The sequence below is a fragment of the Escherichia fergusonii ATCC 35469 genome (genome assembly GCF_000026225.1).
Lineage (GTDB): Bacteria > Pseudomonadota > Gammaproteobacteria > Enterobacterales > Enterobacteriaceae > Escherichia > Escherichia fergusonii.
The window spans coordinates 1,588,550-1,610,508 of the sequence record NC_011740.1 but is presented as its reverse complement, the minus strand read 5'-3'; the positions used below and the strand labels follow the sequence as shown (position 1 = coordinate 1,610,508).

The 21,959-nt window shown below is 46.2% G+C and carries 17 protein-coding genes and 1 pseudogene; 11 read left to right on the top strand and 7 right to left on the bottom strand.

The genetic code is table 11. The features are described from left to right. Window positions 1-13: 13 nt before the first annotated feature. Together EFER_RS07945 and EFER_RS07940 are read right to left on the bottom strand one after the other, a co-directional pair. Complete coding sequence (locus tag EFER_RS07945) at window positions 14-2,386, bottom strand: TonB-dependent receptor plug domain-containing protein (protein ID WP_000832403.1); 2,373 nt, start codon at window positions 2,384-2,386, stop codon at window positions 14-16. Window positions 2,387-2,422: 36 nt separating this feature from the next. Next, the gene (locus tag EFER_RS07940; RefSeq protein WP_000903680.1) at window positions 2,423-4,078 is read right to left on the bottom strand and encodes an ABC transporter ATP-binding protein/permease; all 1,656 of its coding nucleotides are present in this window, start codon (window positions 4,076-4,078) and stop codon (window positions 2,423-2,425) included. Window positions 4,079-4,598: 520 nt separating this feature from the next. On the opposite strand from EFER_RS07940, the gene EFER_RS07935 reads away from it, so the two are divergent. Beyond that, on the top strand, window positions 4,599-5,468 hold the full coding sequence (locus EFER_RS07935; RefSeq protein ID WP_000592761.1) for a ZirU family protein: 870 nt from the start codon (window positions 4,599-4,601) through the stop codon (window positions 5,466-5,468). 122 nt (window positions 5,469-5,590) lie between these two features. Beyond that, window positions 5,591-7,609, top strand: a complete 2,019-nt coding sequence (locus EFER_RS07930; protein ID WP_000779273.1) for a two-partner secretion translocator ZirT family protein — start codon at window positions 5,591-5,593, stop codon at window positions 7,607-7,609. 174 nt (window positions 7,610-7,783) lie between these two features. On the opposite strand, the gene EFER_RS07925 is transcribed toward EFER_RS07930, so the two are convergent. Both EFER_RS07925 and EFER_RS07920 read right to left on the bottom strand, forming a co-directional pair. Then, the gene (locus EFER_RS07925; protein ID WP_015953411.1) at window positions 7,784-8,584 is read right to left on the bottom strand and encodes an AraC family transcriptional regulator; all 801 of its coding nucleotides are present in this window, start codon (window positions 8,582-8,584) and stop codon (window positions 7,784-7,786) included. A gap of 63 nt (window positions 8,585-8,647) precedes the next feature. Further along, window positions 8,648-9,511 (bottom strand): helix-turn-helix domain-containing protein, encoded by an 864-nt coding sequence (locus tag EFER_RS07920; protein ID WP_000419008.1) that lies wholly within the window; start codon window positions 9,509-9,511, stop codon window positions 8,648-8,650. 414 nt (window positions 9,512-9,925) lie between these two features. Here EFER_RS07920 and EFER_RS07915 point away from each other — a divergent pair, with 414 nt between their 5' ends. Beyond that, window positions 9,926-10,522 carry a glutathione S-transferase family protein gene (locus EFER_RS07915; RefSeq protein WP_000708739.1) on the top strand — a complete coding sequence of 199 codons (597 nt, stop codon included), beginning with the start codon at window positions 9,926-9,928 and terminating at the stop codon, window positions 10,520-10,522. Between the two features lie 197 nt (window positions 10,523-10,719). Here the strand turns inward: EFER_RS07915 and lsrK are convergent, their stop codons facing one another. Both lsrK and lsrR read right to left on the bottom strand, forming a co-directional pair. Then, a complete protein-coding gene (lsrK, locus tag EFER_RS07910; protein ID WP_000113169.1) occupies window positions 10,720-12,312 on the bottom strand; it encodes an autoinducer-2 kinase in 1,593 nt (530 codons plus the stop codon). A 78-nt stretch (window positions 12,313-12,390) separates the two neighbouring features. Next, the gene (gene lsrR, locus EFER_RS07905; RefSeq protein WP_000154332.1) at window positions 12,391-13,344 is read right to left on the bottom strand and encodes a transcriptional regulator LsrR; all 954 of its coding nucleotides are present in this window, start codon (window positions 13,342-13,344) and stop codon (window positions 12,391-12,393) included. A gap of 248 nt (window positions 13,345-13,592) precedes the next feature. Between lsrR and lsrA the strand changes: the two genes are divergently transcribed. Genes lsrA through lsrG form a run of 6 tightly spaced genes read left to right on the top strand, consistent with a single transcriptional unit; the run spans window position 13,593 to window position 19,392 of the window. Then, window positions 13,593-15,128, top strand: a complete 1,536-nt coding sequence (lsrA, locus tag EFER_RS07900) for an autoinducer 2 ABC transporter ATP-binding protein LsrA (protein ID WP_001194855.1) — start codon at window positions 13,593-13,595, stop codon at window positions 15,126-15,128. Beyond that, entirely contained in the window at window positions 15,122-16,150 is a 1,029-nt protein-coding gene (gene lsrC, locus EFER_RS07895; protein WP_000911155.1) for an autoinducer 2 ABC transporter permease LsrC, read from the top strand. Before lsrA ends, lsrC begins: the two co-directional genes overlap by 7 nt. After that, the gene (gene lsrD / locus EFER_RS07890; RefSeq protein ID WP_001222733.1) at window positions 16,150-17,142 is read left to right on the top strand and encodes an autoinducer 2 ABC transporter permease LsrD; all 993 of its coding nucleotides are present in this window, start codon (window positions 16,150-16,152) and stop codon (window positions 17,140-17,142) included. Before lsrC ends, lsrD begins: the two co-directional genes overlap by 1 nt. Before the next feature lie 11 nt (window positions 17,143-17,153). Then, window positions 17,154-18,176, top strand: coding sequence for an autoinducer 2 ABC transporter substrate-binding protein LsrB (gene lsrB, locus EFER_RS07885; RefSeq protein ID WP_000172491.1), 1,023 nt, complete (start codon window positions 17,154-17,156; stop codon window positions 18,174-18,176). Window positions 18,177-18,202: 26 nt separating this feature from the next. Then, a complete protein-coding gene (lsrF, locus tag EFER_RS07880; protein WP_000774180.1) occupies window positions 18,203-19,078 on the top strand; it encodes a 3-hydroxy-5-phosphonooxypentane-2,4-dione thiolase in 876 nt (291 codons plus the stop codon). A 23-nt stretch (window positions 19,079-19,101) separates the two neighbouring features. Continuing rightward, a complete protein-coding gene (lsrG, locus tag EFER_RS07875) occupies window positions 19,102-19,392 on the top strand; it encodes a (4S)-4-hydroxy-5-phosphonooxypentane-2,3-dione isomerase (RefSeq protein WP_000558527.1) in 291 nt (96 codons plus the stop codon). Window positions 19,393-19,460: 68 nt separating this feature from the next. On the opposite strand, the pseudogene tnpA reads toward lsrG, so the two are convergent. After that, a pseudogene (gene tnpA / locus EFER_RS07870) lies at window positions 19,461-19,878 on the bottom strand (IS200/IS605 family transposase). A 22-nt stretch (window positions 19,879-19,900) separates the two neighbouring features. Between tnpA and EFER_RS07865 the strand changes: the two are divergent. Both EFER_RS07865 and tam read left to right on the top strand, forming a co-directional pair. Beyond that, entirely contained in the window at window positions 19,901-21,109 is a 1,209-nt protein-coding gene (locus EFER_RS07865; protein WP_000826399.1) for an RNA-guided endonuclease InsQ/TnpB family protein, read from the top strand. 88 nt (window positions 21,110-21,197) lie between these two features. Beyond that, window positions 21,198-21,956, top strand: a complete 759-nt coding sequence (gene tam / locus EFER_RS07860; protein WP_001286628.1) for a trans-aconitate 2-methyltransferase — start codon at window positions 21,198-21,200, stop codon at window positions 21,954-21,956. Window positions 21,957-21,959: the final 3 nt, after the last annotated feature.

Here is a 21,959-nt window from a genome sequence, read left to right as displayed (position 1 = left end):
CAATTTTTCAGGGTTAAAATTTCATGCTGACATCAAGCCAGAACTGCCGACCGCTGGCGTAGGTAGAGACGCCTGCTGTTGAGAGATCGACCGCAGTTTTGCTATCCAAAACGTTGAGGATATCGGCACTGAACGTCAGGTTTTGGGCTTTAAGGAACTGAGGCGTCCAGGAAATGCGGGTATCCCAGTTCAGGCTACTATCCAGTTTTTCATCAACATACTGTTTGTAATCAGCGTACTGACTCTGATATTGCGAGTTTGTTTTGCCTAACTGAATGCGAGCTTTCCGTGCATCCTGCCAGGTGAGGGTATTTGCCCATACCAGGCCAGAAGGCTGGTGGGTGAAATCCATATTTAGCGAGATCTTCAGCGGGTTATTAAAATCAGCCACCGGTACACTGTCATAAGAGACCAGATTTCCGTTGTATACGACTTTATTGTCGCCGGTATTGGTTTCTTCATAGCCACTGTTTAGTCGTAGATTGCCCTTACTTTTGATATAGCTGAAAACAATTTGCGGGTTGATCGCAAACTGGCTGACCTGAAGAGGCTCGGCCAGTTCAAAACTCAGGTTAAATGAGTGCGTTTTAGTCGTACCGTCATTGTTATATTCGGTAATTGTCGTCTTTGTTGCGCTATCGGTATGGCTGGTTTTGCTGATTTGGTCATGGGCAGAACGATAAACGTAGTTTGCTCTGGCAATAACGTTATCGGTAATTTTTTGCTGTAATCCCAATGCCAGTTCATCGTTATAAGGTGTTTTGAGATCCTCATAACGGGTCAGCGTTTTGTTACCGGAAAGCGATTCGGTCCAACTGTTACGGATATCCCTTAACCCCATGTCAAGAATATTACCGCCATAATAGCGGTTATAACCGGCAGTAATGAGTGACGACCGATCGGCAAAAATATCCCACTCAGTCATAAAACGTGGTGAGATATTAGTGTTCTTAAGGTAAGTATCGTAGTCGTAACGTAGACCAGGCATCAGGGAAATATTTTTCCAACTCATACGATCAGCCAGGTAGAGGGTGTAGTTATAGATTCCCAAACTCCCTTTCCCTTTATGGTAAATGGTGTGGTTGGTTTTAATCCCGGAAGACTTAATTTGATAAGACTCAGACTGGTTATGTCGCTGCGTCCAGGCATCAGAGTAGATATATTCCGCACCAAAATAAGGTTGATGTGTGAAATTGCCGATCTCGATTTTTTGCCAGTCAAGGCGCGTTTTGAAGGTGTAGTTGTCTATGGCCTGAGAAATATGGCCTAATCCACCACGGGTACAACGACCGCGAATATCACCATATGTACATACATCTTCGGTATACCAAATGTCATGGTCATGACGAGTGTAGTCGCTAATATGATCCCACCCGAGGGTAGTATGCAGTTTCGCTTTTGCTAACTGATAATCCATATCCCATGCGACACCGTAAGATTTGTTACCCATTTCACGGTCAGATTCCGGGAAGGTACTGGTGTTATAATCGCGACGAGATTCAGTATATTTGAATGTCAGATCGTGGGTAATCGTATCACTGGCAAACCAGGAGAATTTACTCAGTGCGGTATCAATCAGGTTTTTATACTGTGCGCGGCCTTCAACAATACCGTTGTTGGAAACATAATCTGCACGGGTAATATCCGACTGACGACGTGAGAAACCAGCGGTTACGCCGAAGTTATCTGTCAGCTCCTGGTTAAATGACAGGCTGTAGAAGTTCTTTTTGAACTCAGGAGAGTAATAAGTACTCCCTGAAGATCCCTGGTTCCAGGCATTCTTGTTTTTTTCATCAATATGCGAAGTCATCCAGTCTGAGCGCGTCGTGCGGTAGCCCAGTTTGATACTGTTGTCATCAGCATTAAAACGTTTGATTTTGGCATCAATGACGCCACCATTGAAGTGACCAAACTCCACCGGAACAAAGCTGTCATAAACAGTGACATTATCCAGTAACGAGATATCAAGATAATATCCCTGCGACATACCACTGATATTGGTTGCGTTACTGCTATCAGATTCATTCGCTGGATTGAGGTTGTTTGTGGCGCTTACACCATCAATCAAATAAGCATTTTGATAGGGCGAAGCACCATGAATTGAAATTTTTTCCGGGCGAATATCGCCCTGATTTAAAGAAGTACTCTGGGTGGTATCCATACGCACCGCAGGGTTAGTTCTTAGCAAATCGCTAATGTTGCCATTACCCGTGGGTAATCGTTCAATACTTTCACTTGTGTAATGTGTATTGCCATTTACTGGCACGGGCACAGGGGCATATACCGTCATTTGTTCGAAGAAAGGGGTATATTTTTCGTTATCCTCAGCGGCAACGGCTAAATCGGCGCCACATAAAATGACGCCTGGAATAAGCACTCGTTTCATTAAAAAAATCTCCTCTGCGGGCTTTTGTTATAATTATTAAGCCGCGCTAATGTCACAAATATCGTCTGCCAGAGACCACAATCCCGGCTGATGAGAAACCATAATGACACCACTTCCAGGTAATTGTTGGCGTACTAAACGTAATAAGCGGATTGCCTCCAGTTCTTCCAGATGAGAGGTTGTTTCATCCAAAAATATCCATTTCGGACGATGTAAGAGAATTCTGGCTAAAGCGATTCGTTGTTTTTCTCCACTGGATAAAATATCTCCCCAGCGATCAAACTCTTCTAATCGATCCTTTAATTTAACTAAACCTACCAGATGTAGGGCGTTGTTAATGTCGTTGTCATCCACAGTGACAGGTAGCGTTTTGCAAATAATATCTTTCAGCTTCCCAGACTTAATTAATGGCGCTTGCGGTACGTAGCAAATATCAACAGGGGAAGAAATATCACCCTGAAACCACGGCCAGCAGTGCGATAACGTTTTCAATACCGTTGTTTTACCAACTCCAGAAATACCTTTTAACAACAGCCACTTGCCAGGAACAACCTTGAGGTTGAGATTTTCCAGCAATGGTCGATTATCCGGGGTATGAATAGTGCCATCTTTTACCTGAATCTTATGATCATTAACATCCGGCTTTTTAACCACGCGTTGTTCAGTGAGTTGATGAAATTCGTACAAACGGTCGATAACAGCTGCCAGTTCTGCAAGTTCGTCGTATTTATAGATAAACCAACTGAGGTTATTCGAGACCAGCATAAAAGCCTGGCGTGATTTCATCAGTCCGCCTAAATTGATCTGCCCGGTAATGAATTGTGGCAGCAGAAGAAAGTAGGGCAGTACACTCAGTGAACGTGAGTAGACGTTCTGCCAGTAGTCCAGCCAACGCTGGCGGTTCATTAATTGGTGCCAGTTTTTCTTAATGGTAGTGAAATTATCAGACAGCTCTTGTTGCTGGTGGTGTTCTGCATTACTCAGAGCAATTAGCTCTGCCTGCTTATTATGCTGCACAAGGTTGGCACGGAAATTTGCTTCGCTACGCTGTTTCTCAACGTTGAGCGGGCGAATACGCTTGCCTACTTTATGGGTAAAAAGTGTTCCGCCAATAACAATAAACACCACGGTGTACACCATATAGCCCTGAATATGCCACGTTTCTCCTGCAAGGGAGAACGAAAGTGTACCGGCACTTTGCCAAAGAATAACCGTAAAAGTGACCAACATGCTCAATGACTGGATAAAGCCAAATGCAAGACTTAACGTTTTGCTAATCAGAAGCAGGATGTCTTCGGCAATACGTTGGTCCGGGTTATCGGTATGTTTATGTTCAGTGTCGAGTTGGCTGAAATAGTAATTTTTGTCCTGTAACCAGCGCTTAAGATAGTAGTCAGTTAACCACTCGCGCCAACGAATTGTCAGTAGTTTAATAAGCCATGTTTTGTTTACGGATATTAATACATAGACACCAAGAAGCACCGGAAACCATAACACCAGCTGCCAAAGTTTATCAGTCTCTTTTTGGCTTAGAGCATTGAAAAAATCGTTGTTCCAGTCATTCAACCACACCTGAATTTTTACAACGCCAAGGATCATGGCGAGGATAACGATGATCAAAAATACTGAAGTTTTATTGTTTTTACGTACCCAAAATGGTTTCAGTAGGCAAAGATATTTTGCTATTAACATACAAGCCTAAATGGTAACAATTATCATTAGCGTCGCGGATTGTGCCACTTTGTGAGTAGTTATTGCAAGATTTTACAGTTGAAAATTTTTTAACTATTAAATATCTAATTGATAATTATGCATATTTTAGGTGTTAACTGTATTTGGTGATGTTTTTGGCTAGAAATTAATCCTTATAGTTGCACTGGGTTACAGTTTACCTGGTGAAGGGTGATTGCGTTTGTTAATATTGGCTTGTTTATTAGTTTCGGTATTGAATAATATGTTGGTAAGTATATTTCTTTCGAATGAAATTGAGTTCCTGATTTATCTATTGGCTCAAATATTTTATTTATAAGCTCATTTTTAAATATTCATTTTTTAATATCTCTATGATTGGCAAGATTTTTTTGTCTATTCGGCTTGTTCACCGTTCTTGTCTGAAGAGCATTTAAAACCGCATAGTATCGTGCAGAGGGATGTCATTCTTAAATTTTCCCTCATAAGGACATTTCTTCATAACTAACAAAAGGGCTTTATCGTGATAAAAAAAACACTACTGGCAGTGACTATTTCTACAACGCTTATTTCTGGGGTGGCTTTCGCTGCAGAAGGTAATGACACTGGCGTTCTGACTTCTGCAACTACAGCACCATCGGTTGGTTATCGACCTGTTGCTGTTGCAGGGGAAGAAGGTTTGGAGGTAAAGGGAAAGTTGTATATAGGTCAGACGTTAAGAATAGATAAATTATTTTATACTGATAAAGACGGCGATGGTATTGATAATACCACAGGAAAGGGAGAATCTGTTCTTGATAAATCTGAGATTAAATGGTTTCTGATTAGTAAAAATGTAAATAATCCTGACTTAAGTGGTACTCCATCACATTCAGGTACACAATTTGAAATTCCAAAAAATGCCTCTCAGAGTGTAATCTGGATTACGTATAAAGTCGCTGCAAGTGCAGGTCATCCTTATCAGGCATTCTCAACACATAAAATTAAATTAACGTCAAAGATTAAAGGCCTTGAAGGAGGCACAGATGGTATCATTACGAACCGTGCTTCAAATGTAAGTATTATAATAAATAATCCGGGAGATAAAAATCCATCTAACGAATTGAATGGTACTGACTCAATAAACTCTCCAATTGTTGGCGCAACCTTATCTACAAAGTGTTCTTTCAAAGATGACGAAAAGTCTAATGCAAGCAATTGTGATTCGGAAGGTTATTCATTTCAGTGGTTTAGCGCAAATGAGTTGAATGGAATATATACAAAAATAGATAACGCATCAAATTCGACATATACAATTCCATCGGATCAACAAAATCTTTATTTCAAAGTCGAACTTACACCGTTGACTATGAATGACAGTAAAACACCTCCTGTAGTCGTCAAAAAATCCTAATTTATTCGGGATAATTCCAGTTGCAGCATATGCAACTCAAAGTATGACGAGTATAGCAAAATTAAAATGAGCTCTTTTATAAGGGAAGGGCTCTTTCTGGTTCTGTCATGGAGAGATAATCAGTGAAATTAACACCTACACCTTTGGCTCGCTGGTTGGCCTGGGTATTAGTCGGTACACAGCTGCTGACCCCGGCGGCACTTGCCCAGGCAATGCTACCGGAAATCACTCGATCAGGTGCAGATAGCAGCGTCGATAAAACAGATCAACCCGAAGCAGAATGGCTGGCTTCACGCGCATCGTCCCTGGGTAGCTTGTTGCAAGAAGGTAATATTAGCGACTTCGCAAAAAATCAGATCCAGGCGCTACCACAAACTATTGCTAACGATGGCATTACCAGCGGTATCAAACACTGGCTGCCCGAGGCGCAGTTTCGTGGGGGGATCACCCTGGAAGACGCAAGCAAGTATCGTTCAGCAGAAGCAGACCTGCTGATTCCATTATATCAGTCCACTAGTTCGATCTTATTTGGACAGTTGGGCCTACGCGACCACGATAATAATAGTTTTAATGGCCGATTTTTCGTAAACACCGGTATTGGCTGGCGTCAGGATGTCGGCGACTGGTTACTGGGTATCAACTCCTTCCTGGATGCTGATGTACGTTACGATCATTTACGGGGAAGTCTGGGCGTTGAGTTATTTCGCGATAGTATGAGTCTGGCTGGCAACTGGTACTTTCCTCTCTCGGACTGGAAAGCTTCGAAAGTGCAACCGCTTCATGATGAAAGACCGGCAACGGGTATTGATGTACGGCTCAAAGGTGCGTTACCGTCACTGCCCTGGTTTGGAGCGGAACTGGCATTTGAACAATATTTTGGTGATAAAGTCGATATCCTCGGGAACGACTCACTGACTCGCGATCCTGCGGCGTTCACTGGTGCAATTACGTGGAAACCAGTACCTCTTGTTGAGATCAAGGCGGGGTACAAAGATGCCGGTAGTAGTGGTTCACAAACAGAAGCGGGATTAAACCTGAATTACACCTTTGGTGTACCGCTGAGGGCACAGTTGGATCCTTCCCAGGTTCGCCCAGCCAGTAACACGACCAACCGTACTGCCTTTGTTGATCGTAATTACAATATTGTTATGGAATATCGCGAACAGGCCAGTCGTATACGAGTATATGCCTCACCTGTAAACGGTCAGTCAGGTGACACCGTCACGTTAAGTGCAACTATAAACAGTCGTTATCCAGTTGAACGCATTGAGTGGACAGGTGACGCTGAACTTATTGGCGGATTACAACAACAGGGTAATGTCAATAGTGGATTGCGATTACCTGATCTCTCTCTGGACGTCACTGAAAATAAAGAATATTCATTGTATTTAAAAGTTACGGACAGCCGGGGAAATTCGGTAACCTCTGAGCGCATCCCGGTTACAGTAAGTATTAATCCTGAAAGTTTCACACCTTATTTAAACGTACTTCATGATGAAGTTCGCCGTGAAGAGGGTAAATTTGTTATTCCTTCACCAACAGTCAACGATGACAATGGCAGTATCATAGAATGGCATTATGTTCGAGTACGCTCGAAAGACGAATGGAAAAGCTTAAAACCTGAAAACGTGGAATATAGTACTCATAGTCCCGGACTGTCGTTTAAATCTTTGGGGGGTGAAGAACGTGATGGACAATGGATCGAAAAAGTGCAACTCGTTGTCAAAGATCCTACAGCACGTATGACACTAGCAGCGATGGAACTTAATATTTCAGCTACAGGCCCGGGGGGCACTCATCCGGTAAATGGTACTATCCGTATGACCCCGGTGATGAATCTCACCGATAAAGTGAGCAGTGTTCAAATACTTTTCACTGCTGGAACTGAAGAACTTAATGGCAGTACAAATGCACCCGTTGTTGGCAGCACATTGCAGGCAAAGACTACCTGTGACACTGACAAAGATTGCTCTTCGCTATTTCGTTATCAATGGGAAATATCCCCGGATGGTAACAGATGGTACGACGTGCCCGGTGCTACAGGGCAGTCGTGGCTTATGCCCGCAGTGATGGACGGGCACTCATTGCAAAACAAGCAGGTCCGCGTTCGGGTGGTATCAGAAAATGTCCCTACACATTAAATAACTGGAGATACAGGAACTGATCGCACTCCTGCCACTTATTAATATTTGTGGTGGGAGATATACTCGTCATACTTCAAGTTGCATGTGCTGCATATACGGGCGTGTTCGGCTTCAGATCCGTTTGCTGCGGGGCGACGTAGCCGTTATTCAAAATGTAACATCCAAAGTAGATTACATTTTTACAGGAATATAGTAAGAGAAATTAATTGTATGACCTTTGTCTCTTTCAATAATTTCGAAATCACGGCCATTACCTCTGATGAGATTATGTGCATAAAGAATGTTTCTATATAAAACATTCGGCAATCCGACCATGTCATTCAAAATACCTCGTCGAGAAATTTTAATATAATCACCACTTGCTATTGCAATATCTGTTTTACTATTTGCTCCATCATCATATACATAATCAACAACCATGGAGCTTTTACTATGAAGGGAAGGGTAGTAGCTTACACTACTTCTAATTTGCGAAGTATGTTGAAGTGAGCGAAATTTCATATCATTTATTTGCATAGCTGCTTTTTGCCAGAAATCTAAACGCGATGACATATCGAGATGAAACTGATGGAGGCTCCCTGAAAAAGTATCACCTTCATAATAAACAAAATCATAGACAACATCTGTTCTTTCTGATGGATCAACAAAATGAATTTTTTTACCCCATTGCTGGCTTCGACGATAGGCGAGGGGTGTCATTTGATAATAACGCTTAAAAACCCGACTAAAACTCTGTGGCGAGTCGTAGTGATAACGTAATGATATATCCAGCACGGACAGATTGGTGAGTTTGAGCAGATGAGCTGTATAGGACAGGCGTTTCAAACGTACGTATTCCGCGACACTGTGTCCTGTATATTGCATAAACAGTGTATGTAAATGTCTTCTGCTGTAACCTGAAATTTTTACCAGATCTTCAACGTTAATAGGGGATTCTATATTTTTGTTTATCCAGGCGAAGATGTTTATCATGACTTATTAGTGATATATGCAGGTATTTTAGTCTAACGCAATTCAATTCAACGGAACGCAGAGTTATGCTTTGTTCTGTAGTGTTTTGTTAACTTTTGTGGGCGTAATACCATAGTATTTACGAAATGCGGTGCAAAAGCTTGAACTTGAACGAAAACCACTTTCATAAGCAACTTCAGCCACGCTTTTTGATGATTTTTTAATAAGATTTAATGCGTGACACATTCGGGTATCTAAATAAACCGTCCTGAAAGATGAGCCTTCTTTTTGTAATTTCCGTTTTAAGGCTGCAATACTAACGTGTAGTTTTTTTGCACAGAGCTGCAATGTCCATTTACATTTAATATCACTTGATATTATTTTATGGATTCGTTCTGAATAACTGCTACTCATAGCCCGCTCAAGGGAATCTATAAACCCATGATGTTTAGTAAAGACGGATAATAAATAGCAGACGCTACTAACCATCTTAGTTTTATCTATTATTTTTGCTGTGGCATTACGGCAGATATATTCAAAAGTGTTATCGAGAGAATGTTCACTTTTCACAGAATAATATTTACTCATTCTTCCTGGAAGTTTTCTATGCTCTACAGGAGAAATATATGTGCAGACAGGCAATGCTCTTTTTAGTACATCCTCTGTAAGTTCAATGACCTGGACGTGATCGCTCTTCAATGTTTTTTTGTGGTTAAATGAGAATGTGCATCCTTTTTCAATATAGATGATGTCGTCACTATAAATCATTTGGGGGAGAGTCTCATTTAAATCAAAAAAAAATTGGGCATTTCCTCCAGTAATCCGTATTAGAACCGAGTGTTTTAAATGAAAACTGGACAAGTGAAAAGGTTGTATCTGCGAGGATTGATGCTCCTTATGCTCAACCACATATCTTATGTCTTGTGTTATATGTGCAATCAGTTCCATTGAAACCCTTTACGCAGTGCTTTTGTACGGCGCATTTTGCAACAACTCACAATAAAAATCGTAGCAATTTGGGCAGCATCGAAAAAACATCGCACCAACGAAAGTCCATGTTAACCATGCTTGTCCGAATAGCCATGGTTGGCTCAAAACAGGGGAAACAAGATTCCGACAGTAGGGTAGTAATTTGCTGACTCTATCAGGTGAGACCTGGGGATAAGACTAAGACGTTGCTTATCCAGTTCGTAATTTAACATAATATACATTATGCGCACTTAAATTGTAGTAGCTAAATTGAGATGTCCGTCTCTGACTAAATGACATGTCCGCGCTACAGTCTCACCACAGCGATCACTGCTTTCAAAGGTTGAGACTCATGGCGGCATACAAGTTGGTAAATAAACAAAAGGGTTTGAAATGAAGATTTATACTTATCCTAAAAGTAGATCTCTGAGAGTACTTTGGGTACTTGAAGAAATTGGAGTAACTTACGAGGCCATTAAAGTTGATCTTTTCAATCGCGGTTCTAACGTGAAATCACCGCATCCTCTTGGAAAAGTTCCTTTTTTGATAGACGAAGAAGTATCAATAAGTGAGACCCTTGCCATATGTATCTACCTTTGTGAAAAACATCAAAATTTCACTCTTTATCCCGCAAACTTGGGTGAAAAAGCCTCTGTTAATTCTTGGTTGAGCTTTAGCCTCACCGATTTAGAAGCACCTGTATGGGGGTTGCTCAAACACATCATTTTTACTCCAGAAAATCAACGCTCCACAACCTTAATGAATTACTTTAGAGAAGAAGCAGACAAGGTTATCTCCCAAATTCACTTCAACTCAGCTCATACTTGGATCGCAGGTAATTATTTTACTCTGGCTGACATTTTTCTCTCTCACACATTGCAATGGGCAAAAGTGTGTGGATTAGACATCAACGCAGAAACTAACAGCTATATAGTTAGAACAATGAGCCGACCCGCATTCGTGAAAGCTCAAGAAAGAAATAATTTTTAATCAGAGTTGTAATCTGTATTGGAATGTATGCATGGTTGAAGTCCAAAAGTCCGCTGCTGGCACAAAGCGGACTTTTCAGCTTTGCCCTGCCCCGGATATCTGAACTTAGGTTTGATATATGGTTTTGGTAAAAGTCCAGTTTGACCAAACGCATAACTAACAGCCACACCCATCAGAATGTGGCTTTCATCATGCCACTACAATCCCGGCGCTTTCCATAATGATGTTGTCAGCCCGTGATCAACCAGCCCCAGCTGATCCTGATAAACAGCCTGCCACTTATCGCGTGAATCCTGATAAAGTTCATGCTTTTCCGGGTCTGGTGTGTGCGTCCGTTCCCAGCGCACCAGGCGTTCTCCGGCTTCTGCCAGTGATGAAAAAATCCCGGCACCGACGCCAGCTGCAATGGCACATCCTAATGCAGTAGCTTCTTTGACCACCGGAATATTGACGGGTAATCCCGAGACATCAGCGAGAATTTGACTCCATAATTTCCCTTTAGAACCTCCGCCGGCAAAGACCAACGATGTGGGATGAATATTCGAAAAATCAGCAATTTGCTGCAAGTTACACGCTGATACAATCGCCGCATTTTCTTCCAGCGCACGGAACAATGTCGCTTTGTTACATTTATCCGGATCAATAGACAAATTAATAAAGGAAGGCGCAGCATGATACCAGGTTTTAAAGCGCATTTTGTCAGAGAATATCGGCATCACGCCCCACGATCCAGGCGGCACCCGACTTGCCATCTCTTCAAGCAGCGTGTAAGTATCGATACCTAAGCGCTCGGCAATCAATTTTTCTTCGGCACAAAATGCATCGCGGAACCAGCGCATGGTGAGTCCGGTAAAAAAGCTAATAGATTCAGCTTGTACCATGCCGGGAATAACATGGGGATTAACGCGTACGTTCATTTCCGGATCGGTCACTGGTGCGGCTAAGTTTACAACTTGCTGCCAGAATGTACCGCCAAGTACGGCAGTTTGTGTCGGACGGACAACGCCTAACCCCAGGCAACCAAGTTGTACATCCCCTCCTCCCACGACTACCGGAGTGCCCGCCTTCAGACCGCAAAGTTCCGCCGCTTGTGAACTTACCACGCCCAGCAATGTGCCGGTTTCTTTGACAGGAGAAAGAATATCGGCCCGTAGGCCAGCCATATCCAGCAATGCAGGTTTCCAGTTACGGGTGGAGAGGTCGAGAAGCCCGGTAGTCCCCGCATTCGATGGATCGACTGCCAGTTCACCGCTGAGCATATAGGCCAGCCAGTCGCTTATCATGGTGATGGTTGATGCCTGACGGTAAATATCGGAACGATGGTGCGCCAGCCAAAGTAATCTGGGGATGGCACTTAAAGCCAGCGTTTGTCCGGTCGCGCGATACACTTCGTTTTCAAAGGTATTGTTATGCAGTTCTTTTAGTTCACTGACCTCCCGCGCCGCTCTGGCATCCACATTGGCGCAGGCCCAGATCGGTGTTCCTTCATTGTTATATAAAACAATACCTTCACGCATCGAACATGCCGAAACGGCAGCAATGTATTCCGGCGCGATACCAGAATTATGCAGCGCCTGGCGCATACACTCACACGCCAGTTGCCAGTTTTTGTTGAGATCAAATTCCATAGAACCAGGAACGTCCGGTACTGCCAGATGCCGCCACTCCGCTTGTCCTACCGCGATTTGATTGCCTTCCAGGTCGAAAATCACAGCCCGGATACTTCCGGTGCCTGCATCCAGCGCCATCAGGTAATGCCTTGATTCTGAAGGGGTAAAGAGTCGAGCCATTAGATTGTCCTCGGCTTATGTGTTCTGTCTGTTCCTCTATACGTTCTCCATCATTCCCGGTAATAAGGTCATGCAAATTTAACCACGTAAAATCGCCGCTGCTGTGTCCTGATCGGTAACCAGTGCGTTGATATAGCCGCCTTTCATTGCAGCGGCAATTGCTTCGGCTTTATTTTCTCCCCCTGCCACGCCGACCCGGACGGGAATGGTCTTCAGCGCGCTTAAAGGTAAGCCAATCAGTTCGTTATGTATTTTAATATCCGTGACAACGTCACCTTTTGCATCAAAAAAGTAGCCTAAAATGTCGCCAACCGCCCCTTTTCGGCCAATCATTAACTGTTCGCCCTGACTGATATAACCGGAGCGAATGATCGTAGCATCATCTTGTTGACTCACGGCACCAATGCCGACAATCGCCACATCCGCAGCTTGCGCGGCCAACAGGACATCTTTGACGCAGTTTTCATTTTTTAGCGTTCGGGCAATGTCAGCGGAGGATGCCCGCAACGGAGCCGGAATGATGTTGACGCTGCACGCCGCATTAAGTTGTCCGATACCCGTCATATAAGAACCGACACCACCGGAGAGCGTGACCAGGCGAATTTGCTGTGACGAAATAAAACCACTTAAGCGTTGCAGCGTATTCATGGTTGCCTCGCCAAAACCAATCGCCAGCATCTGCTGTGGTTGAAGTAAACTCATCAACATATGCGCCGCGCCTATCCCCAGGCGCCCGCCGATATCAGCATCCGCAAGTCCAGGAATCACCCGGACATGTTGCAGCGAAAACTGACGACGTAATTGTGTTTCATGTTCCAGACAGCCTTCAAAGCGAGAATTAATCTGCACGCGAATAATGCCGGACTGATGCCCTTTCTCCAGCAATCGCGATACTTTCAAACGCGTTAGCCCGAGGCGATCGCTAATCTCGCTCTGGGTCAGCCCGTCGTGATAGTAAAACCACGCGATCCGCGCCACCTGTTCTTCTTCACACATTCCCTGTTCTGAAATTGCCGAATCGTTGATTGTCATAATTCATTCTTCACTTTGAACATATTTAAATCTTTAATGCAATTGTTCAGTTCTTGCGCGTTTATATCTGTGATAGCCACCACAGTTTGGTCAAACAGCAATGAACAAACGCAACCATAAAAATCAAAATAGCATAAATTGTGATCTATTCGTCGGAAATATGTGCAATGCCCACCTAAGGTTATGAACAAATTAAAAGCAAAAATACATTTGTTCAAAACTCACCTGTAAAACTGAACGGGGGAATTATGCAAACGAGTGATACCCGCGCGTTACCGCTACTTTGCGCCCGCTCGGTTTATAAACAGTATTCAGGGGTTAATGTCCTGAAAGGCATCGATTTTACGTTGCATCAAGGTGAGGTTCATGCCCTGCTCGGCGGTAACGGCGCGGGTAAATCGACGCTAATGAAAATCATCGCCGGTATTACCCCCGCTGATAACGGCACGCTGGAGATTGGTGGCAATAGTTACGCCAGATTAACGCCAGTTCATGCTCATCAGTTGGGGATTTACCTCGTTCCCCAGGAACCCTTGCTCTTTCCAAGTCTGTCGATAAAAGAAAACATTCTGTTTGGTCTGGCAAAAAAACAGATCTCCATGCAAAAGATGAACAACTTGCTGGCAGCGCTGGGCTGCCAGTTTGATCTCCATAGTCTGGCAGGCTCACTGGATGTTGCCGACCGCCAAATGGTGGAAATCCTGCGCGGTCTGATGCGCGATTCGCAAATTCTCATTCTCGATGAACCTACAGCGTCGCTTACCCCTGCGGAAACCGAACGCTTGTTTAGCCGTTTACGGGAACTGCTCGCCACTGGCGTGGGTATTGTTTTTATCTCACATAAACTGCCGGAAATTCGCCAAATTGCCGATCGTATTAGCGTGATGCGCGACGGAACTATCGCGTTAAGTGGCAAAACCTGTGAGCTGTCTACCGACGACATCATTCAGGCCATCACGCCAACAACGCGGGAAAAATCCCTCTCAGCCAGTCAAAAGTTATGGCTGGAGTTACCCGGCAACCGTCCACAACATGCCGCCGGAACGCCGTTGCTGACGCTGGAAAATGTGACTGGCGAAGGTTTTATGAATGTTAGCTTGACGCTCAATGCCGGAGAAATACTGGGGCTGGCTGGGCTTGTGGGTGCCGGACGTACGGAACTGGCTGAGACACTATATGGTTTACGCACTTTGCGTGGCGGATGCATTATGCTGAATGGTAAGGAGATCAATAAATTATCTACCGGAGAACGTTTACTGCGCGGTCTTGTTTATTTGCCGGAGGATCGCCAGTCATCCGGATTGAATCTCGATGCCTCGCTGGCCTGGAACGTTTGCGCCCTGACCCACAACCTTCGTGGATTCTGGGCGAAAACTGCGAAAGATAATGCCACACTGGAACGTTATCGTCGGGCGCTGAATATTAAATTTAACCAATCTGAACAAGCTGCACGGACATTATCCGGTGGCAACCAGCAAAAAATCCTGATCGCCAAGTGTCTTGAAGCCTCGCCGCAAGTATTGATTGTCGATGAGCCGACGCGCGGCGTTGATGTTTCGGCCCGTAATGATATCTACCAGCTGCTGCACAGCATCGCCGCACAAAATGTGGCTGTGCTGCTTATCTCCTCTGATCTGGAAGAGATCGAACTGATGGCAGATCGCGTATATGTGATGCATCAGGGCGAAATTGCCCACTCTGCACTGACCGGACGCGATATTAATGTCGAGACCATTATGCGCGTTGCCTTCGGCGATAGTCAGCGTCAGGAGGCATCATGCTGAAGTTTATCCAGAACAACCGTGAAATCACGGCACTGCTGGCGGTGGTGTTGCTGTTTGTATTACCCGGTTTTCTCGACCGCCAGTATTTAAGTCTGCAAACGCTAACCATGGTTTATAGCAGCGCGCAAATCCTGATCCTGCTGGCAATGGGCGCGACGCTGGTGATGCTGACACGCAATATTGATGTTTCAGTGGGTTCGATTACCGGAATGTGCGCGGTGCTGTTGGGGATGTTATTAAACGCAGGATATTCACTGCCTGTTGCCTGTGTCGCGACTTTACTGCTCGGCTTGCTGGCGGGATTTTTCAACGGCGTATTGGTCGCGTGGCTAAAGATCCCAGCCATTGTTGCCACCCTTGGCACGTTAGGGTTGTACAGAGGCATCATGTTGCTGTGGACTGGCGGTAAATGGATTGAGGGATTACCCGCTGAACTGAAACAGCTCTCCGCCCCGCTGCTGCTTGGCGTTTCAGCAATTGGTTGGTTGACGATAATTCTGGTGGCATTTATGGCCTGGCTGCTGGCGAAGACGGCGTTTGGACGCAGTTTTTATGCCACCGGCGATAATTTGCAGGGCGCTCGTCAATTGGGTGTTCGTACGGAAGCCATTCGAATTGTGGCATTTTCTTTGAATGGCTGCATGGCGGCACTGGCGGGGATTGTGTTTGCTTCACAGATTGGTTTTATCCCCAACCAGACCGGCACAGGGCTTGAGATGAAAGCGATTGCAGCCTGTGTGTTGGGCGGCATTAGTTTGCTCGGCGGTTCTGGTGCAATTATCGGCGCGGTACTCGGCGCATGGTTCCTGACGCAGATCGATAGCGTACTGGTGCTGTTGCGCATTCCGGCATGGTGGAATGATTTTATCGCGGGCCTCGTGCTGCTGGGAGTGCTGGTATTTGATGGACGACTGCGTTGTGCGCTGGAACGTAATCTGCGGCGGCAAAAATATGCCCGCTTTATGACGCCACCGGCATCCGTTAAACCCGATTCGTCAGGAAAAAAACGGGAGGCCGCGTAATGCGTATTCGCTACGGTTGGGAACTGGCCCTTGCCGCATTACTCGTTATTGAGATTGTCGCATTTGGCGCAGTAAATCCGCGAATGTTAGATCTCAATATGCTGTTGTTTAGCACCAGTGATTTTATCTGTATTGGCATTGTCGCCCTACCGCTGACGATGGTGATTGTCAGTGGCGGGATCGATATTTCGTTTGGTTCGACTATCGGCCTGTGCGCCATCGCATTGGGTGTGTTGTTTCAAGGCGGCGTGCCAATGCCGCTGGCGATTATCCTGACGTTACTGCTCGGCGCATTGTGCGGTCTGATTAACGCCGGATTAATTATCTATACCAAAGTTAACCCGCTGGTGATTACGCTTGGCACGCTGTATCTGTTTGCTGGAAGCGCCCTGCTGCTTTCCGGGATGGCTGGGGCTACGGGGTACGAAGGTATTGGTGGATTCCCGATGGCGTTTACAGATTTCGCTAATCTGGATGTGCTGGGGCTTCCCGTTCCGCTGATTATCTTTCTGATATGTCTCATCGTTTTCTGGCTGTGGCTGCATAAAACCCATGCCGGACGTAATGTGTTTTTGATTGGACAAAGCCCGCGCGTGGCGCTTTATAGCGCGATTCCGGTTAACCGCACCTTATGTGCACTCTATGCCATGACGGGGCTGGCGTCTGCGGTCGCCGCCGTGCTGCTGGTTTCGTATTTTGGTTCTGCACGCTCCGATCTCGGTGCGTCGTTTTTGATGCCCGCCATCACCGCCGTGGTGCTTGGTGGTGCCAATATTTATGGTGGTTCCGGTTCGATTATCGGCACTGCCATTGCGGTTTTATTAGTGGGATATTTGCAACAAGGTTTGCAAATGGCAGGAGTGCCAAATCAGGTGTCCAGCGCCCTTTCCGGCGCGCTGCTTATCGTCGTTGTCGTAGGTCGTTCCGTTAGCCTGCATCGCCAGCAAATTAAAGAGTGGCTGGCGCGCCGGGCCAATAACACATTGCCATAAAGGATATCTTCATGACACTTCATCGCCTTAAGAAAATCGCCTTACTTAGTGCCCTTGGCATTGCCGCAATTTCTGTGAATGTACAGGCCGCCGAGCGTATTGCTTTTATTCCCAAACTGGTTGGTGTGGGATTTTTTACCAGTGGCGGTAATGGTGCTCAACAAGCTGGTAAAGAGTTGGGTGTTGATGTGACCTACGACGGGCCGACAGAACCCAGTGTTTCTGGTCAGGTACAGTTAATTAATAACTTCGTCAACCAGGGGTATAACGCCATTATCGTCTCTGCGGTGTCGCCCGATGGCTTGTGTCCTGCGCTGAAACGTGCGATGCAGCGTGGAGTGAAAGTACTGACCTGGGACTCTGATACCAAACCGGAGTGCCGCTCTTACTACATTAATCAGGGAACGCCCGCCCAGTTGGGAGGTATGTTGGTGGATATGGCGGCGCGTCAGGTGAATAAAGACAAAGCCAAAGTCGCGTTTTTCTACTCAAGCCCCACCGTTACGGACCAAAACCAGTGGGTGAAAGAGGCGAAAGCGAAAATCGCCAAAGACCATCCAGGCTGGGAAATTGTCACTACGCAGTTTGGCTATAACGATGCCACTAAATCGTTACAAACCGCAGAAGGAATATTAAAAGCCTATAGCGATCTCGACGCCATTATCGCCCCGGACGCCAACGCCCTGCCCGCTGCCGCACAAGCCGCAGAAAACCTGAATAATGACAAAGTTGCGATTGTCGGATTCAGTACGCCAAACGTGATGCGCCCGTATGTAGAGCGCGGCACGGTGAAAGAATTTGGCCTGTGGGATGTGGTTCAGCAAGGCAAAATTTCAGTTTATGTCGCGGATGCATTATTGAAAAAAGGATCAATGAAAACGGGCGACAAGCTGAATATTCAGGGCGTAGGTCAGGTTGAAGTCTCGCCAAACAGCGTTCAGGGCTATGACTACGAAGCGGATGGTAATGGCATCGTACTGTTACCGGAGCGCGTGATATTCAACAAAGAGAATATCGGCAAATACGATTTCTGATGTGCATTACTTAACCGGAGTACGTTATGGCAGATTTAGACGATATTAAAGATGGTAAAGATTTTCGCACCGATCAACCGCAACAAAATATCCCTTTTACCCTGAAAGGTTGCGGTGCGCTGGATTGGGGAATGCAGTCACGCTTATCACGGATATTTAATCCGAAAACGGGTAAAACCGTGATGCTGGCCTTTGACCATGGTTATTTTCAGGGGCCGACTACCGGACTTGAACGCATTGATATAAATATCGCCCCGCTGTTTGAACATGCCGATGTATTAATGTGTACGCGCGGCATTTTGCGCAGCGTAGTCCCCCCGGCGACCAATAAGCCGGTAGTACTGCGGGCGTCAGGTGCGAACTCTATTCTGGCGGAATTAAGTAATGAAGCCGTGGCGTTATCGATGGATGACGCCGTGCGCCTGAACAGTTGCGCGGTGGCGGCGCAGGTTTATATCGGCAGCGAATATGAACACCAGTCGATCAAAAATATTATTCAACTGGTCGATGCCGGAATGAAAGTGGGAATGCCGACCATGGCAGTCACTGGCGTGGGCAAAGATATGGTGCGCGATCAGCGTTATTTCTCGCTGGCTACCCGAATCGCCGCTGAAATGGGGGCGCAGATTATCAAAACTTATTATGTCGATAAAGGTTTTGAACGGATTGTTGCCGGATGTCCGGTACCCATTGTTATTGCTGGCGGTAAAAAATTACCGGAGCGCGAGGCGCTGGAAATGTGCTGGCAGGCTATCGATCAGGGCGCTTCTGGTGTGGATATGGGGCGTAATATTTTCCAGTCTGACCATCCGGTGGCGATGATGAAAGCCGTACAGGGGGTGGTACACCATAACGAAACGGCTGATCGGGCATATGAACTCTATCTGAGTGAAAAACAGTAACTGCGGATTTAAGGAGAAGAATTATGCACGTCACACTGGTTGAAATTAACGTTCATGAAGACAAGGTTGACGAGTTTATCGAAGTTTTTCGCCAGAACCACCTGGGCTCGGTACAGGAAGAAGGCAATTTGCGCTTCGATGTCTTACAGGACCCGGAAGTGAATTCGCGCTTTTATATCTACGAAGCCTATAAAGATGAAGACGCAGTGGCGTTCCATAAAACCACGCCCCACTACAAAACCTGTGTCGCAAAACTGGAATCTTTAATGACCGGGCCGCGTAAAAAACGTCTGTTCAATGGATTGATGCCGTGAGGCGAATTTATCCGGTGCGCCGTAAAACCCCGTCCTTCAGGGCGGGGATATAAGGCGCGGTTTTTCACCTAACCAGGTGTTTGCTGTTGTTCAATGTATTGGCGGATGACGGATATTGGCGCACCTCCGCAGCTACTGGCAAAATAGCTGGGACTCCACAAAACGCCTTTGTAGTAATACCTGACTGCAATATCTGGTCGATCTCGTCGCAGTAACCTTACTCGATACGCCTTTGAGGCTGTTTACCAGACTGGATATCGCCAGTTTGGGAGGATAGTTAATTAACAAATGGACGTGATCTGGTTCGCCATCCATTTCAACCAGTTCAGCTTCAAAATCAGCACATACATTTGAAAAGTAAGTGCGTAGTTTTTCTATCGCGTCATGGTCAAAAATCTGGCGTCGGTATTTGGTGACAAAGACCAGGTGAACATGCATCAGGAAAACACAATGCCTTCCACGCCGGATATCGGTTTCTTTTTTCATAGACCAAAGTATCATTTGACCTGTGAAACGATTACAGGCATTTAAATTCCAGTTAAGACCAGGTGGTCAACAGGAGTGTGAAATGAGGCGCTTCGCAGGCGCATGTCGTTTCGTTTTCAATCGTGCTCTGGCACGTCAGAATGAGAATCATGAGGCCGGTAATAAATACATCCCTTACGGGAAAATGGCTTCCTGGCTGGTTGAGTGGAAAAACGCCACTGAAACGCAATGGCTTAAAGATTCGCCCTCACAGCCATTGCAACAGTCACTGAAAGACCTTGAGCGGGCTTACAAAAACTTCTTCCAGAAGCGGGCTGGTTTTCCCCGATTCAAAACGCGGGGACAGAATGATGCATTCCGCTACCCGCAGGGCGTTAAGCTCGATCAGGAAAACAGCCGTATTTTTCTGCCGAAACTTGGCTGGATGCGCTACCGGAATAGCCGTCAGGTCACGGGGGTTGTGAAAAATGTCACTGTCAGCCAGTCCTGCGGTAAGTGGTACATCAGTATTCAGACAGAAAGTGAAGTATCCACTCCGGTTCACCCTTCAGCATCAATGATCGGGCTGGATGCTGGCGTGGCTAAACTCGCCACGCTGTCAGATGGCACAGTCTTTGAGCCTGTAAACAGTTTTCAGAAAAACCAGAAGACGCTGGCGAGACTTCAGCGACAGTTAAGCCGCAAGGTCAAATTCAGCAATAACTGGCAGAAGCAGAAACGCAAAATACAGCGACTGCATTCCCGTATTGCAAATATCCGCAGGGACTACCTTTACAAAGTCACAACGACCGTCAGCAAAAACCACGCAATGATAGTCATTGAGGATTTGAAGGTCAGCAACATGTCAAAGTCAGCAGCGGGTACGGTCAGCCAGCCGGGGCGCAATGTCCGGGCAAAATCAGGTTTAAACCGTTCGATACTGGATCAGGGCTGGTATGAAATGCGCCGCCAGCTTGAGTACAAGCAGCTCTGGCGTGGCGGTCAGATGCTTGCTGTTCCGCCAGCGTACACAAGCCAGCGTTGCGCGTACTGTGGTCATACAGCGAAAGAAAATCGCCTGTCACAAAGTCAATTCAGGTGTCCGGCGTGTGGATATACAGCGAACGCTGATGTGAACGGCGCTCGTAACATTTTAGCGGCGGGGCACGCCGTTCTTGCCTGTGGAGGGATGGTGCAGTCAGGCCGCCCGTTGAAGCAGGAACCCACCGAAATGATTCAGGCGACAGCCTGAACGTAGCAGGGATCCTCGTCATTCAGGGCGTGGAGGATGTCAACAGTTTTATCTACACTAGGGGTAACGCGCTGACGGGAGTAAAAATATGTCTGACTGGACCCCCTCTTTATATCTGCACTTTGCCGCTGAACGATCGCGTCCGGCGGTGGAGCTGCTTGCCAGAGTGCCGCTGGAGAATATCGAATACGTTGCCGATCTTGGCTGTGGCCCAGGTAACAGCACCGCCCTTTTGCATCACCGTTGGCCTGCTGCCAGGATAACGGGCATCGATTCGTCTCCGGCGATGATTGCCGAAGCGCGCAGTGCTTTGCCGGACTGCCAGTTTGTGGAAGCAGATATCCGCAACTGGCAACCGAAACAGGCACTCGATCTGATTTTCGCCAATGCCTCGCTGCAATGGCTGCCCGACCATTACGAACTGTTCCCTCATCTGGTTTCGTTACTCAGTCCGCAGGGCGTGCTGGCGGTACAAATGCCGGATAACTGGCTGGAGCCTACCCATGTGTTAATGCGCGAAGTCGCCTGGGAACAAAATTATCCGGATCGCGGGCGTGAGCCGCTGGCTGGCGTTCATGCTTACTACGATATTTTGAGCGAAGCCGGATGCGAGGTCGATATCTGGCGAACCACTTACTATCACCAGATGCCGTCGCACCAGGCGATTATTGACTGGGTGACCGCCACTGGATTACGTCCGTGGTTACAGGATCTGACCGAGAGCGAACAGCAGCATTTTCTTACGCGCTACCATCAGATGCTGGAAGAGCAGTATCCACTGCAAGAGAACGGACAGATACTGCTGGCATTTCCGCGTCTGTTTATTGTTGCCCGGCGTACGGAGTAATTA

Bases quoted from the DNA above. Each gene is read 5' to 3' on its own strand.
- EFER_RS07925 (WP_015953411.1), bottom strand. From the start codon at position 8,584: ATGATAAACATCTTCGCCTGGATAAACAAAAATATAGAATCCCCTATT.
- lsrB (WP_000172491.1), top strand. From the start codon at position 17,154: ATGACACTTCATCGCCTTAAGAAAATCGCCTTACTTAGTGCCCTTGGC.
- tam (WP_001286628.1), top strand. From the start codon at position 21,198: ATGTCTGACTGGACCCCCTCTTTATATCTGCACTTTGCCGCTGAACGA.
- lsrG (WP_000558527.1), top strand. From the start codon at position 19,102: ATGCACGTCACACTGGTTGAAATTAACGTTCATGAAGACAAGGTTGAC.
- lsrD (WP_001222733.1), top strand. From the start codon at position 16,150: ATGCGTATTCGCTACGGTTGGGAACTGGCCCTTGCCGCATTACTCGTT.
- lsrK (WP_000113169.1), bottom strand. From the start codon at position 12,312: ATGGCTCGACTCTTTACCCCTTCAGAATCAAGGCATTACCTGATGGCG.
- EFER_RS07920 (WP_000419008.1), bottom strand. From the start codon at position 9,511: ATGGAACTGATTGCACATATAACACAAGACATAAGATATGTGGTTGAG.
- EFER_RS07915 (WP_000708739.1), top strand. From the start codon at position 9,926: ATGAAGATTTATACTTATCCTAAAAGTAGATCTCTGAGAGTACTTTGG.
- EFER_RS07940 (WP_000903680.1), bottom strand. From the start codon at position 4,078: ATGTTAATAGCAAAATATCTTTGCCTACTGAAACCATTTTGGGTACGT.
- lsrA (WP_001194855.1), top strand. From the start codon at position 13,593: ATGCAAACGAGTGATACCCGCGCGTTACCGCTACTTTGCGCCCGCTCG.
- lsrF (WP_000774180.1), top strand. From the start codon at position 18,203: ATGGCAGATTTAGACGATATTAAAGATGGTAAAGATTTTCGCACCGAT.
- EFER_RS07945 (WP_000832403.1), bottom strand. From the start codon at position 2,386: ATGAAACGAGTGCTTATTCCAGGCGTCATTTTATGTGGCGCCGATTTA.
- lsrC (WP_000911155.1), top strand. From the start codon at position 15,122: ATGCTGAAGTTTATCCAGAACAACCGTGAAATCACGGCACTGCTGGCG.
- lsrR (WP_000154332.1), bottom strand. From the start codon at position 13,344: ATGACAATCAACGATTCGGCAATTTCAGAACAGGGAATGTGTGAAGAA.